The organism is Nocardia sp. NPDC004068 (assembly GCF_042874315.1).
GTDB lineage: Bacteria > Actinomycetota > Actinomycetes > Mycobacteriales > Mycobacteriaceae > Nocardia.
Map to the genome: position 1 here is coordinate 818,565 of NZ_JBIAMW010000001.1, position 15,119 is coordinate 833,683.

The following is a 15,119-nucleotide window of genomic DNA, read 5'->3' on the forward strand; positions in this document are numbered from 1 at the left end:
GGTAGGCGGGGGCGATCGGAAAGGCAGGACGGTGACGCTCGGTTTCGACGTGTCGGCACCCACTCCATTGCTTCGTTCGGCGGCGGCGGCCCCGCCGCGCACCCTCGTCGACATCCTCGCCGAGACCGCGGCCGCCCATCCCGACGCGCCCGCGATCGACGACGGCTCCGACGTCCTGACCTACGCCGAACTGCTCGCCGAGATCGACGAGGCCGTGGACCGGCTGCGCGACGCGGGCGTGCGGACCGGCGATCGGGTCGGGGTGCGGGTCCCGTCCGGGACCGCGGAGCTGTATGTCGGGATTCTGGCCGTGCTGCACGCGGGCGCCGCCTACGTTCCGGTGGACGCGGACGATCCCGAGGAGCGCGCCCGGCTGGTGTTCGGGGAAGCGGGAATCACGGCGCTGGTCACCGGGGACGGGATCGAGGCGACCGGAAACGCCCGCGCCCGTTCGGATTCCACCGCGCCGCCCACGCCCGACGACGACGCCTGGATCATCTTCACCTCCGGCTCCACCGGCACCCCCAAGGGCGTCGCGGTTACCCACCGCAACGCCGCGGCGTTCGTCGACGCCGAGGCGCGAATGTTCCTGCGCGACAACCCGATCGGACCCGGCGACCGGGTGCTGGCCGGGCTGTCGGTGGCCTTCGACGCCTCCTGCGAGGAGATGTGGCTGGCGTGGCGCAACGGGGCGTGCCTGGTGCCCGCGCCCCGCGCGCTGGTGCGCAGCGGCATGGATCTCGGTCCGTGGCTCGAACGCCGGGCGATCAGCGTGGTGTCGACCGTGCCGACGCTGGCCGCCATGTGGCCTGCCGAGGCCCTGGAGGCGGTGCGGCTGTTGATCTTCGGCGGCGAGGCCGTGCCGCCCGAACTGGCCGAGCGGCTGGCGGGCAGCGCCGACCGCGAGGTGTGGAACACCTACGGCCCCACCGAGGCCACCGTGGTCGCCTGCGCCGCCCGGCTCACCGCGGGGGAACCGGTGCGGATCGGTCTGCCGCTGGACGGCTGGGATCTGGCCGTCGTGGACGGCTCCGGAAATCCCGTGGGGGAGGGCGAATCCGGTGAGCTGGTGATCGGCGGCGTCGGCCTGGCCCGCTACCTCGATCCGGCCAAGGACGCCGAGAAGTACGCGCCCATGCCCTCGCTCGGCTGGGACCGCGCCTACCGCAGCGGCGATCTGGTCCGCAACGAGGCGGCCGGGCTGATCTTCCTCGGCCGCGCCGACGATCAGGTCAAGATCGGCGGCCGCCGCATCGAACTCGGTGAACTCGACAACGCGCTGCAAAACCTGCCCGGCGTCACCGCCGCGGCCGCCGCGGTGCGAACCACCAAGGCGGGCAACAAGATCCTGGTCGGCTATCTCAGTGTCGCCGACCCCGGATTCGACGCGCACCGCGCCCGCGACCGGCTCGCCGAGAGCCTGCCCGCCCCGCTCGTGCCGCGCCTGGCCGTACTGGACGAACTGCCCACCCGCACCTCGGGCAAGGTCGACCGCGAGGCGCTGCCCTGGCCGCTGCCCGGCGCGTCCAACGATCCCGAACCCGGTGAGGGCCTCGACGGCACCGCACACTGGATCGCCGGACTGTGGAATTCGATTCTGGGCGCGGACATCTCGGGCCCGAACGCGGACTTCTTCGACCTCGGCGGCGGTTCGCTCGCCGCCGCGCAACTGGTGACCGCCCTGCGCGAGCGCTTCCCGTGGGTCACCGTCGCCGACCTCTACGACCATCCCCGCCTCGGCGCGCTGGCCGATCTGCTCGACGCCGCCGCGCCCGCCGCCGAGGTCGAGACCCGGCACGTCGCGCCGACCTCCCGGCGGGCGCAATGGATCCAGGTGCTCGCGCTGGTGCCGCTGACCACGCTCACCGGCCTGCAATGGCTGACCTGGCTGGGTATCGTCACCAATATCGCGGGCTGGTCCGGGGCGCTGCCGTGGATGCCGGGCCTGTCGTGGTGGTGGGCGGTGGCCGGATTCGTGCTGTTCATCTCCCCGCCCGGCCGCATGGCCATCTGCGTCGCGGGGGCGCGCGTGCTGTTGCGGGGCGTGGGCGCGGGAACGTATCCGCGCGGCGGCTCGGTGCATCTGCGGTTGTGGGCGGCCGTGCGCCTCGCCGAGGCCAGCGGGGCCGAGAACCTGTCCGGCGCACCGTGGATGGTGCCGTTCGCCCGCGCGCTCGGCGCCCGGGTGGGCAAGGGCGTGGATCTGCACAGCCTGCCGCCGGTGACCGGGATGCTCGAACTCGGCGACGGATGCAGCGTGGAACCCGAGGTGGATCTCGCGGGCTACTGGATCGACGGCGACCGCGTGCACATCGGCCCGATCCGGATCGGCGCGGGCGCGGTGGTCGGGTCGCGCTCGACACTGCTGCCGGGCGCGGTGGTCGGCAAACGGTCGGTGGTCGCGCCCGGATCGGCCGTCTTCGGCAAGGTCAAGGCCGGACAGGAGTGGGCGGGCTCGCCCGCGGTGAAGGTCGGTAAGGCCGACCACCCGTGGCCCGCCGCGACGCCGCCGCGCGCGACCCGCTGGGTGCTCGTCTTCGGGATCACCTCGATGGTCCTGGCCGCCTTGCCGATCGTCGCGCTCGGCGCGGGTGGGGCGTTGCTGGCGTGGGCGATTCGCGACGACCGGACCCTGCCCGGCGCGCTCGGCCACGCCTTCGCGCTGCTGCCGGTGGCGACCGTGCTGAGCCTGGCCGTATTCGCCGCGCTCACCGTGGTGGCGGTGCGGCTGCTGAGCATCGGGCTGCGCGAGGGCTACCATCCGGTGCGCAGCCGCGTCGGCTGGCAGGCGTGGGCCACCGAACGGCTGATGGACTCCGCGCGCACCTTCCTGTTCCCGCTGTACGCCAGCCTGCTCACGCCGATGTGGTTGCGGCTGTTGGGCGCTCGCGTCGGCCGCAATGTGGAGGCGTCCACGGTCCTGCTGCTGCCCAAGTTCACCACGGTCGCCGACGGCGCCTTCCTCGCCGACGACACCATGATCGCGGGCTACGAACTCGGCGGCGGCTGGATGCGCGTCGGCGAGGCGAAGGTCGGCAAGCGCGCGTTCCTGGGCAACTCGGGTATGACCGCGCCGGGCCGCCGGGTGCCGAAGAACGGTCTGGTCGCGGTGCTGTCGGCCGCGCCGGAGAAGGCGAAGGCCGGATCGTCGTGGCTGGGCAGCCCGCCGGTTCGCCTGCGCCGCAAGGCCGGTGAGTCCGACACCGCCCGCACCTTCGATCCGCCGCTGCGGCTGAAGGTGGCCCGCGGCGTCGTCGAGACCTGCCGCCTGCTGCCGGTGATCGTCACCTTCGGCATCGGGCTGGGCGTGCTGTTCGGGCTCGCCGCGCTGGCCCAGGGGCCCGGCTACTGGTTCGCCGCGCTGCTGGCCGGGATCGTGCTGCATCTGGCGGGCGCGCTGGCGGGAGGTTGCGCGGTGGCCGCGAAATGGGCGATGGTCGGCCGGATCGGGCGCGAGGAGCATCCGCTGTGGAGCTCGTTCGTCTGGCGCAACGAGGTGTCCGACGCGTTCGTGGAAACCGTTGCGGCCCCGTGGTTCGCGCGCGCCGCGACCGGCACCGCGGTGATGAACATCTGGCTGCGCGGCCTCGGCGCGCGGATCGGGCGCGGGGTGTGGTGCGAGTCGTACTGGCTGCCCGAGGCCGATCTGGTGACCCTCGGCGACGGGGCGACCGTGGAACGCGGCTGCGTCGTGCAGACGCATTTGTTCCATGATCGGATCATGGCCATGGACACGGTGACTCTGGAGGCGGGCGCGACCCTCGGCCCGCACTGCGTGGCGCTGCCCGCCGCGCGGATCGGCGCGGGCGCCACGGTCGGCCCCGCCTCCCTGGTGATGCGCGGCGATACCGTGCCGCCCTCGACCCGCTGGTGGGGCAACCCGATCGCGCCCTGGCCGGAGCGGTGATGTCCGACAAGGTCTCCGACGCGCCGATCGACCCGTACCTCCCGCAGAACGGCAATCGCGGCTACCGGGTGTCGCGCTACGAACTCGACCTCGAGTACAAGGTGGCGAGCAACCGGCTCGCCGGGCGCGCCGACATCACCGCCGTCACCACCGAGGCGCGGCCCCGCTTCGCGCTGGACCTGTCCCAATCCCTCACCGTCGCAAAGGTTTCGGTGAACGGGGCCAAGGTCGCGAGGTATACCCACCGGCACGGCAAGCTGACCTTCGCTCCGGCGCAACCGATTCCGGCCGGGGGCGCGCTGGTGATCGCCGTGCAGTACGCGGGCACGCCGCGCCCCATCCGCGGGCCGTGGGGCGAGGTCGGCTGGGAGGAGCTGACCGACGGCGCGCTGGTGGCCGGGCAACCCAACGGCGCGGCGTCCTGGTTCCCCTGCGACGACCACCCCGGCGCGAAGGCGAGCTACCGCATCGCCGTCACCACCGATTCGCCGTATCAGGTTGTGGCCAACGGGGTTCTGACCCACAAGCGCACCAAGTCCAGCCGCACCACCTGGGTGTACGAGCAGGCCGAACCGATGTCGACGTACCTGGCGACGGTGCAGATCGGCCCGTACCGCGAATACCGGATCGAACCGGCCCGCGGCGCGGATCCGGTGCCCATGCGCGCGGTGCTGCCGTCGCGGTTGCGGACCCGCTTCGAGCACGACTTCGGCCGGCAGCCGCTGATGATGGCCGAATTCCAGCGGCGGTTCGGGCCGTATCCGTTCTCCGGGTACACGGTCGTGGTCACCGACGACGACCTCGAGATCCCGCTCGAGGCGCAGGGGTTGTCGATCTTCGGGGCCAACCACTGCGACGGGGAGCGCGGCGCGGAACGGCTGATCGCGCACGAGCTGGCGCATCAGTGGTTCGGCAACAGCCTGACCGTGCGGCAGTGGCGCGACATCTGGCTGCACGAGGGCTTCGCCTGCTACGCGGAGTGGATCTGGTCGGAGGCGTCGGGCGGTCCCGCCGCCGACGCCCTGGCCCGCTCGGCCCGGCAGCTGCTCGCGCGGCAGCCGCGCGATCTCGTGCTGGCCGATCCCGGACCGCGCACGATGTTCGACGATCGGGTGTACAAGCGCGGCGCGCTCACCCTGCACGCGCTGCGGCTGACCCTCGGCGACGCGAAATTCTTTGCGCTGCTGCGGGATTGGACGCAACGGTACCGGCACTCGCTGGTCGGCACCGAGGAGTTCACCGATCTGGCCGGACATTACGCCGATACGCCGCTGCGGGAGCTGTGGGACGCGTGGCTGTACGCCCGGCCGCTGCCGGAGCTGCCGCGCTCTTGACTTGGAGTGCGCTCCAGCGTCTAGCGTTCCCGGTATGGAATTCGGACTTCATCTCCCCGTCTTCGACATCGACGGCGGCACCGCGGCCATCGCGGGCGAACTCGCCCGGGTGGGCGAGGCCGCCGAAGAGGTGGGCGCGAGCTGGTTGTCGTTCATGGACCACTTCTTCCAGATCGAGCCCACCGGGCTGCCCGCCGAGTCGAACATGCTCGAGGGCTACACCACCCTGGGCTACCTCGCGGCCCACACCCGCACCGTCGACCTCGGCCTGCTCGTCACCGGCGTGACCTACCGGCACCCGGGCCTGCTCGCCAAGATCGTCACCACCCTGGACGTGCTGTCCGGCGGGCGGGCCACGCTCGGCATCGGCGCGGCCTGGTTCGAGCGCGAGCACCGCGGGCTCGGCGTGCCGTTCCCGCCGCTGGCCGAACGCTTCGAACGGCTCGAGGAGGCCCTGCGCGTCTGCGCGCAGATGTGGGACCCGGACAACGACGGCCCGTTCGAGGGCAAGTACTACCAGCTCGCCGAAACCCTGTGCCGCCCACAGCCGATCAACCGCCCGAAGGTGCTCATCGGCGGCGGTGGCGAGAAGAAGACCCTGCGCCTGGTCGCCCAGTACGGCGACGCGTGCAACCTGTTCGCCAGCTCGCCCGAGGACGTCGCCCACAAACTCGACGTGCTGCGCCGCCACTGCGACACCGTCGGCCGCGACTACGACACCATCCGCCTCACCATCACGGCCAACAACCCCCGCCCCACCCCCGCCACCCGCGACGAATTCGTCCGCTCCATGGGCGATTACGCGAAACTGGGCATCCATCGGGTCATGGTCTCCCCGATGACGGGCGCGCCCGCCCAGTGGACCCGGGACATGGGCCCGGCCGTCGGTCAGCTCGCCGAACTCGGGTAGGCCGCGCGGTCGCGCGACCGGTGTTAGCTTGCGGCAGTGGATCTTTTCTCACGCTCGTGGGCGGCGCTGCGGACGACGGTCGCCTATCTCTCGGACGAGGATTTCGGGCGACCGTCGGGATGCGCCGGATGGTTGGTGCGAGATCTGGTGTGCCACTTGATCATCGATGCGCAGGACGTGCTGATCACGCTCGTGACGCCCGCGGACGCCGAGCCGACGCGCGACGAGGTGACCTACTGGGAGACCGCCGACGTCCAGCCGAACGGTGAGCATCCGCTCGACGCGCTGACCGTTCGGCTCGCCGCCGCCTACGAGGAACCGCGGTTGCTGAAGTTCCATCTCGACGACGTCGGTTCCGCCGCCGGGCGCGCCGCGGAGCTCGCCGATCCGGCCGTGTGCGTCGGCACCCGCGGCCACGTGATCACCACCGGCGACTACCTGCGCGCCTACGTCCTGGAATGGACCCTGCATCACCTCGACCTGATCGCCCAGCTGCCGGACGCGCCCCGACCGCCGGAGGAATGCCTCGCCCGCTCCCGAACCATGCTGGAGCGGATCGCCGGGACGGCGTTGCCCGCCGAATGGTCCGATGCCGACGCCCTGCTGATCGCGACCGGCCGCCGCGAGCCCAGCGACGCCGAACGGGCCGCCCTGACCGGCGCTGCCGCGAAACTCCCGATTTTTCTCCAGTAACCACCGCGTGTCCGTTATGGGAAAGAGGTTTGCGGGCGGGCTATTGTCTTGATACCAAGGAAGGGACGGGTTCGTCTTCAGCTGACAGGGTGAGTCCGCGAATCCCCGACGGATGGGTTGCTCGATGAGCACGAACCGCCACCACGAATCCGATACGGCCCGATTGCGCCTGACCGCGAGCCTGGAGAGCCGCGCCGAGGCGATGATCCTGCGCGCCCACGGCGAGGTCGACGCCTATACCCTGCCGACCTGGCAGCGGCTGTTGCGCGCGGCCGCCGACGCCTCGCCCGGCAGGCTCGTCGTCGACACCCGCAACCTCGGTTTCCTGGGGTATCGCGCCTACGTCGTATTGGCCGACGAGGCCGTGCGCGGTCGACGCGAGGGCGTGACCGTATGCCTGGTGTCGACCCAGGCCATCACCCGGCGCATCCTGGCGGCGACGGAGTTGAACACCCAACTGGCCGTCTACGAGACCATCGAGGCGGCGCTCGCGGCCCCGGCCGTGCGCACGGGCGCGGGGCAACGGTCGTAGGGGACACGAAAGGCTCTGTGCCGCAAGCCTTTCAGACCGGTATGCGCAGGCTCTCCAGCAGCCTGCGCACGCGCCGGTCGATATCGTCGCGGATCGGGCGGATCTCGGCGACCGTCAGCCCCGCCGGATCGTCGACGATCCAGTCCTCCTGCCGGATGGTCGGCACCACCGGGCAGACGTCGCCGCAGCCCATGGTGATGATGACATCGGCGGCGCGCAGGATCTCGGCGGTCCACGCCTTCGGGAACTCGTGGGCGATATCGATCCCGACCTCGGCCATCGCCGCGACCGCGGCCTTGTTCAGCGCGGCGGACGGCTCCGAACCGCCCGACCAGGCCAGCGCCCGGCCGCGCGCGTAATGCTCGAAGTAGCCCAGGGCCATCTGCGAGCGCCCGGCGTTGAACGTGCACAGGAACAGCACCACCGGAATCGCGTGCTCGATCCGGCCCTCCACCTTGGCCCGCGCGTGCAGGCGCTGACGGGCGTAGCGCTCGGCCAGCAGCGGCAGATACAGCTGCACCGACGCCTGCCCGCCGATCTCGGCGTAGGAATCGTGCAGGAAATGGTGAATGGTCTTGGTATCGAACAGAATCGAGAACTCGCGGTGCAGCCGCCGTTCCGCCCGCGCGAGCGCGGTGCCGTGCACGATGTCGAGGAGCCGGTAAGCCGGTGTGATCTCGGCGTATCCGGCCCGCTTCCGCCGCTCGAGCGTAGCCACGTAGTCAGGGTGACACCGGACCCGTGCGGCGGCAACCGAACTGGGGATGAACCGTTGCGGACCCGGAGGGCACAATCCGACATATCTCCGACCACATGCGGTGGCCAGGCGGTATTTCGCGAAAATCGTCAGCGCGGGGAAGGTTTCGAGTCGTTATCGAATAGTGTTGTGGCGCAAACGATGCGTGTTTCGGGCGCGTGAAATCCGTAACACATCCGGTCGCGGGACTCGGTCAGCCGCGCGGTCCCGTGCTCGCGCGCACGGTCACCGACCAGTCGTGTTCGTGGCCGGGCGCCCGCTCGCCCAGGGCGAGGAGCGCGCAGCTGCGGCCCTGGTCCGACAGCGACTGCGTGACCGTGGTCAGGCCCGCGCGCTCGGCCTCCGGATCGTCGTCCCACCCCGCGACCGTGATATCGCCGGGTACGCGAAAACCCTTGCGGCGGCAGGCATCCAGCACCGCGAAGGCGAGCTGATCGCTCATGGCGATCACCGCGTCCGGCGCGTGGGCGTCCAGCAGCGCCTCGGTGACGGCCGCGGCCTCGTCACGATCGTTGCGGGCGGCGACGGCCACGGGCAGGCTCCGGACATCCCGGCCGCTCGCCCGGCAGTGGTCGTAGACGCCCAGCAGCCGGTCGCGCGTGACGGGGAAGGCCACCGCGTCCGGGTCCGGCCCGACGATCAGGCGCGACTCGCGCGCGCGATCGAACGGGAAGCTGAGCACGGCGGGGCGTCGTGCGCCCGGGAAGGTGTGCGCGGCCAGGTCCCGGGCGGAGGCGCGATTGTCGATGGTGACCGTCCGGGCCCCGCCCACCGCCGGGCCGCCGTGCACGGCCACCGGTTTGCCCAGCCGGGTCACCGCGTCGACGACGGGGTCGGCGTCCACGGTCGTCCACACGATGAAACCGTCCACCGCGGCCGAACGCACGCGGGTCACATCGTCCGGCGCACCCGTCGTCGGGATCAGGTTCAGCCCGACCCCGCGCTCCCGGCACACCTCGGCCACCCCGGTCAGGAAGCGCCGGGCCTGCGGGTCCTCGAAGGCGTAGGCCAGCTGCTCGCCGAGCACCACCCCGATCGCGCCCGTGTGCGAGCGGCGCAGCGAGCGCGCGGTCGGATCGGGGCCGGGATAGCCCAGTTCGGCGGCGACCTCGAGGACGCGGCGGCGGGTGTCGGCGGCGACCCGGTCGGGCTGGTTGTAGCAGTAGGAGACCGTCATGGGGGAGACGCCGCTACGGCGGGCGACCTCGGCCATGGTGACGCGGGCGGACCGGGGCCTGGACATGGACCCAGCCTATCTGTGTATCGTTACACAATGGTCGATTCCCGCTCGTCCCGGACCGGCGTGGCGCTCGCGGCCCTGGCCGCCGCGTGCTTCGTCTCGGTCACCTCGGAGAATCTGCCGGTAGCCCTGCTGCCGCGGTTGGCCGCCGGATTCGGGGTGTCGGAGTCGCGGATCGGCCTGCTGGTCACCGGATACGCGCTCGTGGTCGCGGTGACGGTGGTGCCGCTGGTGGCGCTGACGGCCCGATTCGACCGCCGCGCAACGGGTTTGGCGACGGTCGCGACGATCACCGTGTCGAATCTCGTGCTGGCGTGCGCGCCCACCTATGCCGTGGCGGTCGGCGCGCGGGTGGTGTCGGCGATCGGGCACGGGGTGTTCTGGTCGATCGTCGCCCCGATGGCCGCGCGATTGCTCGATCCCCGGCAGGCGGGTCGCGCGACGACGGTGATCTTCGCCGGGAATTCGCTCGCCTTCCTGTTCGGGCTGCCGCTGAGTTCCTGGCTGGGCGCGACGATCGGTTGGCGGCAGACGGTTTCGGTTGTGGCGGTCGCGGCGGCGTTGGCGGCGTTGCTCATTCGGGTGACGATCGATCCGATGCCGGTCGAGACGCCGCCCGCGCCCGGCGGGTTCGCGGGCCGTCGAGCCGGGATCGGGCGGGTGCTCGCCGATCCGGTGCTGCGCGGGGCGAACGCGGCCACGCTCGTCGTGGTCACGGGCCACTTCGTGGCGTTCTCCTACATCACCGTGCTCATCGCCCACTACCTGCGCCTGACCGGACCCGCGACCTCGGGCGTGCTGCTGGCGCACGGGGCGGCGGGTCTGGTCGGCCTGGTCGCCATCGGTCGGCGCGTGGACAGCGCCCCGCGCGCGACGGCCCTGACGGTGACGGCCGGGCTCACCGCGTGCATGCTGGTCGTCCTGTTCCTCGGCCCGAGCTCGACGCTCGCCGCCGCAATCGCCCTCGTGCTGTGGGCCGTCCCCGCGGGCGGCATGGGAGTCGTGTTGCAGGCCGCGGTCTTACGACACGCGGGGGACCACCAGGACCTCGCCTCCGCCGTCTACATCGTCGCGTTCCAGATCGGCATCGCGGCGGGCGCCTGGGCGGGCGGAGTCACCCTCGACCACGACGCGGTCCCGAGCATGGTGGGCCTCGCGGCGGCCTGCGGCCTCACCGCGACCCTCATCGTCCGGCGGGCACCGGCTTTCGCTGCTGTGCGATGACCCGGTGACGGCGCCGTCTCGTGATGCGGTGTGGTGCAAGGGGATTCGGTGCTGGCCTATCGAGCCGATCCGTCCCCGAGCTGTCCGTGCGGGAGAGTCCGGCGCGCCGGGTCATCTCGTGGTGTTGTGCCCGATGACCCGGGGCCGGTGATCTCGTGATGCGTTGTGGCGCATCGAGATTCAGAGCTGGTCCATCTCGTAATCGTTGATGATCTCGTCGGAGTGGGTCTGGCCGATGACCTCCGGGGCGGATTCGCCGAGGCCGCCGGTGAGATCGGTGTTGCCCGTGGGGCTTTGGTAGGGCTGGACGTTGCGGCCGTGTTCGTCGTCGTCGCGGCGCTGGCCCGCGACGCCGCCGGGTGCGCCGAGGAAGCCGGAGCCCGCCGCGCCCTGGCCGGGGGCGCCGGGCATACCGGGGCCGAAGGGCATGCCGGGGACGCCCGCCACGCCGCGACCGCCGGGCAGGGCCGCGCCCGCACCGGGTTTGGCGGCCGACGCGCCGCCGGAACCGCTGCCGCCGCCGTGACCACCGAACAGGCCGCCGCCGAATCCGCCTGCGCCGCCGCCGGATCCGCCGAACGAGCCGGGGTGGGCGCCGTTGCCGCCGAAGGACGCCGCGTGCGTCGACGCGCCCGGACCGGAGCCCGTGAGGTCGGTGCCGCCCAGACCCGCGGCCTGGGTGCCGATGCCGTCACCGGACAGCAACTGCTGGGCCTGCTCCATGATCGGCTCGCCGACGTTCTGCGCCACCGACTGCGCGACCTGGGCCGCGTCGGGCGCCGAGGTGCCGAGCAACTGCTGGACCACGCCCGACAACTGCCCGGTGTACCCGGCCAATTCGGCGCGGGTCGCGTTCACGATGCCGACGGCCGTGCCGAGATGTTCGGTGGCACTGGCGATCAGCGTGGCCTGGGCGGGCGGGGTGAAGATCACCGGGGCCAGCGCGGTGGCCTCCGCCGCGAACATATTGGCCACGGCGGTCAGCTGCACATTGCCGCGCTGCACGACCGCGGCCGCCTCCTCGGTGAGCTTGGAGATGTCGAATCCGCGCTGGCTGGCGTCCTCGCCGTGCGCCTGGGTCTGGGCCGCGGCGGTCTGGGCGCCGCGCGCGGCCTGCCCCTCCCAGACCTGCTCGACCGATTTCACCGCGCCCATGCCGACCTGCATCGCGGTCTGGATGATCTGCGAGGACTGGTTGAGCAGGGCGGCCGGATTGAGCGCCCCGAGCACGCCGGTGCCGAAGCTGGACAGCAGGTCCAGGAACGGTTTGAACAACGCGTCGACCCCGGGCAGGGCGGGCAGCGCGGCGCCGTTCATCAAGGCGCCGATGGGATCCGACGGCATCGGGGCCACCGTGGGCGCGGCGGCCGCTGCCGCCGCGGCCGGGGTCCCGGCCTGCTGCACGGCCGCGGCCATCCCGCCGCCGCCCGCGTGGCCCAAAGCCGTTTGCGCCGAATCCAGTACGCCCTGCGCCGCGGTGTGGCTCGAATTCAACACGCCCTGAGCGTCGTTCAGCGCGGTGTGCGCGGCCCCGAGCAGCGGCGAGGAGGGATCGGCGAGCGCGGCCGGGTGGATCGCCGCCGCGGGATCGGGCGAACCGCCGCCCAGCCCCGGCGCGTGCGGGACACCGAGCACCGTGCCGTCGTCGTCGAACTCCTTGCGCGCCAACGTGAACGCGGGCGGCTCGATCGGCGGCATATCCGCCGGGAGTTGCGGCAGCGCCACATCCAGGATCGGCCCGCTCTGCCCCGCCGCCTCGGTGACGACGTGCGCGGCCTCCGGCGCGGGGGCGTACGGCGCCGCGCCGATGACGCCGCTGTCGGTTCCGTCTACTGTGCGCACGACTCTCACACCCCTGTCGCGGTGATACCCGCCGCCGACGTGCCGTCGGTCTCGTCGAAGAAGGCGGCCGTGCCGAACGCGGCCCGGCCGAGGTGATCGACCTTGGCGGACAGATCGTTGACGTCCTTGGCGTGCAGCACCTGCGCGGCCGCGAACATCGCCAGATAGTCGGCCCCGATCATGCCGAACACCGGCGTCATCGCCGCCACGTTCTTGACCGTGTCCATATCGGCGGCGCCGGCGATATCGGCCGCCACGCCCTCGTGGGTCGCGGCGAACGACCGGATCGCATCGGTCTCCGCGGAAAGATCACTCATCGCGTCTGCCCCCCAATCGTCGTGATCATCAGCCTGGTCCGTTCGAACTACGGTGGCCCCCACCGCCGAACGGTGGCGACTGGGCCTCAATATAGCCGACCACGCCGACGAGTTTCGAGCGTGCGGAGGGGAAGAGGGACGAACTGGAACTTGTTGCAAATTAGAACATGTTCTATATTCTCGTTCCCATGAAGGTGGCAGTCACCGGCGCGGCCGGGTTCCTGGGCACGAATCTGCTCCACCAGCTGGTGGAGCGCGGTCACGAGGTGATCGCCATCGATCGGCTCCGGCCGTCCGGGGACACCGATCCGCGCGTCCGCTGGGTCAACGGCGATGTGCTGAACCCCGATTCGATGCGCTCGGCGCTCGACGGGGCCGAGGTGGTGTATCACCTGGTCGCGGTGATCACCCTGGCCCACCGCAACGATCTGGCCTGGCGGGTGAACACCGAGGGCGTGCGGGTGGTCGCCGAGGCCGCGCACGCGGTCGGCGTGCGAAGGATGGTGCACGCCAGCTCGATTCACGCGTTCGATCAGTACACCTGCGGCGGCCGCATCGACGAGAACGGGCCGCGGTCGACCGATCCGTCGCTGCCGGTCTACGACCGGTCCAAGTACCAGGGCGAACTCGAACTGCGCAAGGTCGTCGAGCGGGGGCTCGACGCGGTGATCTGCAACCCCACCGGCGTCTACGGCCCGATCGACAACAGCGCCTCGCGCATCAACGCCTCGCTGTGGGACGCCGCCCGCGGCCGCGTGCCGGTGATGATCGGCGGCGGCTTCGATCTGGTGGACGTGCGCGATGTCGCGGCCGGGCTGATCCTCGCCGGGGAGCGCGGCCGCACCGGGGAGAACTATCTGCTGCCCGGCGCGATGGTGACGATGCTCGAACTGACCCGGCTCGCGGCGGAGGTCAACGGAAAACGCGGTCCCCGCTTCGCGATTCCGCTGCCGGTCGTGTCGGCGGCGATGCCGGTGCTTGAACCGATCGCGAAACTGTTCGGCAGCGACAAGGTCTCGCGCGCCGCGATGGGCGCGCTGCTGTCGGCCCCGGAGGTCGACGGTGCCAAGGCGCGCACCGAACTGGGCTACGCGCCGCGCCCGACCGAGCGGACCGTGCGCGACCTCATCGCGTTCTACAAGGGCGAATCGCCCGAGCCGGAGGCGCTCAGCATCGCTTGACAGCATCTAGAACACATGTTCGACTGGTTGGGTGCGATGGCAAGGCCAGACCCTGGACGCCGATGACGGCGCCCTCCCGGGGCTCGAGCGGGCCGGCTTCGTGCGCAGCGTCCGGACGCCCGAGTTCGAGGGCGTCACGTTCCACGAGGTGCTGTGCAAGAGCGCGCTGAACAAGATTCCCGAGGGCAGCGGGTTGCCGTTCAAATGGACGATCAACCCGATGCGCGGCTGCTCGCACGCCTGCCGCTACTGCTTCGCCCGCACCACCCACGAGTACCTGGACCTGGACGCGGGCCGCGATTTCGACAGCCAGATCGTGGTCAAGACGAATGTCGCCGCGGTGCTGCGCAAGGAACTGCACCGCCGCTCGTGGCGGCGCGAGACGGTCGCGCTGGGCACCAACACCGACCCGTACCAGCGGGCCGAGGGCCGATATCGGTTGATGCCGGGCATCATTCGCGCGCTCACCGACGCGGGCACCGGCTTCTCCATCCTCACCAAGGGCACGCTGCTGCGCCGGGATCTGCCGCTGCTCACCGCGGCCGCGCGGGTCGTTCCGGTCAGCCTGGCGTTCTCGATCGCGATCGGCGACCACGAGCTGCACCGGAGTCTGGAACCGGGCACGCCCTCGCCGCGGGCCCGGCTGGAGGTGGTGCGGGCCGCGACCGACGCGGGCTTCGACGTCTCGGTGCTCGTGGCGCCGGTGATCCCGTACCTGACCGACGGTACGGCCGCGCTGGACGAGTTGTTCGGCGCGATCGCGGCGGCGGGCGCGACGAGCGCGGTCGCGTTTCCCATGCATCTGCGGGGGAGTACCCGCGGCTGGTTCCTGGAGTGGCTGGCCGCGCGGCACCCGGCGCTGTTGCGGCGTTATCGACAGCTGTACGGTCGTGGGGCGTACGTCACACCGGAGTACTCTGCGTGGTTGCGGGACCGGATCGAACCGCTGCTCGCGCGGCACGGTCTGCGTCGCGAGGCTCCGGCCGATCCCGGACCGCCGCATCTCGCGGACTCGGCGCCCCGGCCGGACCCGCAGCTCGCTCTGTTCGCCTGACGCCCCACGCGGTTCGATTCGTGCCATTCGAACGATCGAATCGTGTCGTACCCAACGGTTCTCGGGTGTGCCCGGGGGATGCGGGGAGTAATTTGGCTTGTGGTACCTCATACCCAGAGGAAGTGATG

Annotated in this window: 12 protein-coding genes; 8 read left to right on the forward strand and 4 right to left on the reverse strand. The window is 71.5% G+C overall.

Translation table 11 applies throughout. The features are described 5' to 3' along the window. The first annotated feature begins 31 nt into the window (after nucleotides 1-31). The 5 genes from ACFYTQ_RS03890 to ACFYTQ_RS03910 all read left to right on the forward strand — a co-directional run bounded on the left by ACFYTQ_RS03890 (nucleotide 32) and on the right by ACFYTQ_RS03910 (nucleotide 7,376). Complete coding sequence (locus ACFYTQ_RS03890) at nucleotides 32-3,907, forward strand: Pls/PosA family non-ribosomal peptide synthetase (RefSeq protein WP_387356877.1); 3,876 nt, start codon at nucleotides 32-34, stop codon at nucleotides 3,905-3,907. Further along, nucleotides 3,907-5,241, forward strand: a complete 1,335-nt coding sequence (locus ACFYTQ_RS03895; protein WP_387356879.1) for a M1 family metallopeptidase — start codon at nucleotides 3,907-3,909, stop codon at nucleotides 5,239-5,241. Before ACFYTQ_RS03890 ends, ACFYTQ_RS03895 begins: the two co-directional genes overlap by 1 nt. A gap of 34 nt (nucleotides 5,242-5,275) precedes the next feature. Next, a complete protein-coding gene (locus ACFYTQ_RS03900) occupies nucleotides 5,276-6,151 on the forward strand; it encodes an LLM class F420-dependent oxidoreductase (RefSeq protein ID WP_387356881.1) in 876 nt (291 codons plus the stop codon). 36 nt (nucleotides 6,152-6,187) lie between these two features. Continuing rightward, nucleotides 6,188-6,844, forward strand: coding sequence for a maleylpyruvate isomerase N-terminal domain-containing protein (locus ACFYTQ_RS03905; RefSeq protein ID WP_387356883.1), 657 nt, complete (start codon nucleotides 6,188-6,190; stop codon nucleotides 6,842-6,844). Between the two features lie 124 nt (nucleotides 6,845-6,968). Then, nucleotides 6,969-7,376, forward strand: coding sequence for an anti-sigma factor antagonist (locus ACFYTQ_RS03910; protein WP_387356884.1), 408 nt, complete (start codon nucleotides 6,969-6,971; stop codon nucleotides 7,374-7,376). Between the two features lie 31 nt (nucleotides 7,377-7,407). Here ACFYTQ_RS03910 and ACFYTQ_RS03915 read toward each other — a convergent pair whose 3' ends face one another. Both ACFYTQ_RS03915 and ACFYTQ_RS03920 read right to left on the reverse strand, forming a co-directional pair. Continuing rightward, nucleotides 7,408-8,052, reverse strand: a complete 645-nt coding sequence (locus ACFYTQ_RS03915) for a three-helix bundle dimerization domain-containing protein (RefSeq protein ID WP_387357038.1) — start codon at nucleotides 8,050-8,052, stop codon at nucleotides 7,408-7,410. A 274-nt stretch (nucleotides 8,053-8,326) separates the two neighbouring features. Next, on the reverse strand, nucleotides 8,327-9,376 hold the full coding sequence (locus ACFYTQ_RS03920; protein ID WP_387356886.1) for a LacI family DNA-binding transcriptional regulator: 1,050 nt from the start codon (nucleotides 9,374-9,376) through the stop codon (nucleotides 8,327-8,329). Nucleotides 9,377-9,406: 30 nt separating this feature from the next. Between ACFYTQ_RS03920 and ACFYTQ_RS03925 the strand changes: the two genes are divergently transcribed. Further along, on the forward strand, nucleotides 9,407-10,597 hold the full coding sequence (locus ACFYTQ_RS03925) for an MFS transporter (RefSeq protein ID WP_387356888.1): 1,191 nt from the start codon (nucleotides 9,407-9,409) through the stop codon (nucleotides 10,595-10,597). Nucleotides 10,598-10,777: 180 nt separating this feature from the next. On the opposite strand, the gene ACFYTQ_RS03930 is transcribed toward ACFYTQ_RS03925, so the two are convergent. Next, complete coding sequence (locus ACFYTQ_RS03930; protein WP_387356890.1) at nucleotides 10,778-12,439, reverse strand: hypothetical protein; 1,662 nt, start codon at nucleotides 12,437-12,439, stop codon at nucleotides 10,778-10,780. Between the two features lie 5 nt (nucleotides 12,440-12,444). Then, nucleotides 12,445-12,756, reverse strand: a complete 312-nt coding sequence (locus tag ACFYTQ_RS03935; protein WP_387356892.1) for a type VII secretion target — start codon at nucleotides 12,754-12,756, stop codon at nucleotides 12,445-12,447. Nucleotides 12,757-12,944: 188 nt separating this feature from the next. On the opposite strand from ACFYTQ_RS03935, the gene ACFYTQ_RS03940 reads away from it, so the two are divergent. Both ACFYTQ_RS03940 and ACFYTQ_RS03945 read left to right on the forward strand, forming a co-directional pair. Further along, nucleotides 12,945-13,937, forward strand: coding sequence for an NAD-dependent epimerase/dehydratase family protein (locus ACFYTQ_RS03940; RefSeq protein ID WP_387356894.1), 993 nt, complete (start codon nucleotides 12,945-12,947; stop codon nucleotides 13,935-13,937). A 31-nt stretch (nucleotides 13,938-13,968) separates the two neighbouring features. Next, entirely contained in the window at nucleotides 13,969-14,991 is a 1,023-nt protein-coding gene (locus ACFYTQ_RS03945) for an Rv2578c family radical SAM protein (RefSeq protein ID WP_387356896.1), read from the forward strand. The last annotated feature ends 128 nt before the right edge of the window (nucleotides 14,992-15,119 follow it).

What these genes read in the sequence shown, in the direction of transcription:
- ACFYTQ_RS03910 (WP_387356884.1), top strand. Translation starts at nt 6,969, where the DNA reads ATGAGCACGAACCGCCACCACGAATCCGATACGGCCCGATTGCGCCTG.
- ACFYTQ_RS03920 (WP_387356886.1), bottom strand. Translation starts at nt 9,376, where the DNA reads ATGTCCAGGCCCCGGTCCGCCCGCGTCACCATGGCCGAGGTCGCCCGC.
- ACFYTQ_RS03925 (WP_387356888.1), top strand. Translation starts at nt 9,407, where the DNA reads ATGGTCGATTCCCGCTCGTCCCGGACCGGCGTGGCGCTCGCGGCCCTG.
- ACFYTQ_RS03940 (WP_387356894.1), top strand. Translation starts at nt 12,945, where the DNA reads ATGAAGGTGGCAGTCACCGGCGCGGCCGGGTTCCTGGGCACGAATCTG.
- ACFYTQ_RS03900 (WP_387356881.1), top strand. Translation starts at nt 5,276, where the DNA reads ATGGAATTCGGACTTCATCTCCCCGTCTTCGACATCGACGGCGGCACC.
- ACFYTQ_RS03895 (WP_387356879.1), top strand. Translation starts at nt 3,907, where the DNA reads ATGTCCGACAAGGTCTCCGACGCGCCGATCGACCCGTACCTCCCGCAG.
- ACFYTQ_RS03935 (WP_387356892.1), bottom strand. Translation starts at nt 12,756, where the DNA reads ATGAGTGATCTTTCCGCGGAGACCGATGCGATCCGGTCGTTCGCCGCG.